Here is a 1,285-nt window from a genome sequence, read left to right as displayed (position 1 = left end):
TGTATGTACCGGAGACATGGTGGACAGGTGTTCGGAGACATGGTGGACACATTTTAATAGACACATTGCTCATCGCGAAGGAGATGGCCTGTGTCTTGGGAAGAGGTGTCCACCGTGCAGCTTCGTTCAGAATTCGTGCTGTTGGCTCGGCAAGAAGGGGCCAATGTTCGGCAGCTTTGCCGTCGATTCAATATCAGCCCAAGCACTGCCTACAAATGGCTCAACAGGTTTGAAAACCTCGGTGCTCAAGGGTTGATCGATCAGTCTCGACGACCGAAGACGTCACCCAAACGCTGCGCTGATGAGGTTGAGCAGCAGATTTTGACCGTGAGTCAGGAGTACGCCGCTTGGGGCGCTCGCAAGCTCAAGCGCGTGTTGGAAGACGACGGCAAAGTGATGCCCTCTGTCAGCACCGTGCATGCGGTTTTACAGCGTCATTCGCGCGTTGATCCAAAGGCTGCCGAGGTCAAACCGTTTATCCGGTTCGAGCACGAGGCGCCCAACGATCTTTGGCAGATCGACTTCAAAGGCCATATCAGCCTGAAACACGGACGTTGCCATCCGCTGACGATACTGGACGATCACTCACGGTTCTCACTGTGCATCGCTGCGTGCGCCAATGAGCAGCGCCGAACCGTCCAGGAGCAACTAATGCGGGCCTTTCGGCGCTACGGTCTGCCTCTGCGCATGACGATGGACAACGGTTCGCCATGGGGTGACCAGACCGGCGTTTATACCGCGCTGGAGGTCTGGCTGATGAGCCAGGGCATCAAGGTCGGCCACTCCCGACCTTATCACCCGCAAACCCAGGGAAAGCTGGAGCGCTTCCACCGCAGTCTGAAAAGGGAAGTCCTGCAAGGCCAACTCTTCATCGATCTGGACGATGCACAACGGGCGTTTGATATCTGGCGTGATATCTACAACCAGAAGCGCCCGCATCAAGCGCTGGACATGCAGGTTCCTGCTACTCGCTACAGCAGCAGCCCACGGGAATACCAGGAGCAACCAGCGGCACCTGAGTACGACGATGGGGATGTGGTCAGGAAGGTTCAGGTGAAAGGAGAGATCTACTGGGGGAACCGTGAATACACAGTCGGAAAGGCTTTTCACGGGAGGTCAGTAGCTATCCGGGAAACGACGGAGGACGGCATCCACGATGTCTACTGGAGTAGACATCGTATCGCCCGAATCGACTTGAACTTGCAGACCGTTACGGCAGGTAAGAAGATCTAAAACCGTCCACTATGTCTCCGAACATGTGTCCACCATGTCTCCGGTACATACA

General features: G+C 55.7%; 1 protein-coding gene. It reads left to right on the top strand.

Features of this window, described 5'->3' with window-relative positions; all coding sequences use genetic code 11:
* Positions 1-90 precede the first annotated feature (90 nt).
* A complete protein-coding gene (locus tag CKW38_RS29355) occupies positions 91-1,233 on the top strand; it encodes an IS481 family transposase (protein ID WP_095114548.1) in 1,143 nt (380 codons plus the stop codon).
* Positions 1,234-1,285 lie beyond the last annotated feature (52 nt).

The organism is Pseudomonas sp. Irchel 3H7 (assembly GCF_900187605.1).
Taxonomy (GTDB): domain Bacteria; phylum Pseudomonadota; class Gammaproteobacteria; order Pseudomonadales; family Pseudomonadaceae; genus Aquipseudomonas.
Note: the sequence above shows the minus strand (reverse complement) of the source record. Positions and strands in the feature narration are given on the sequence as shown.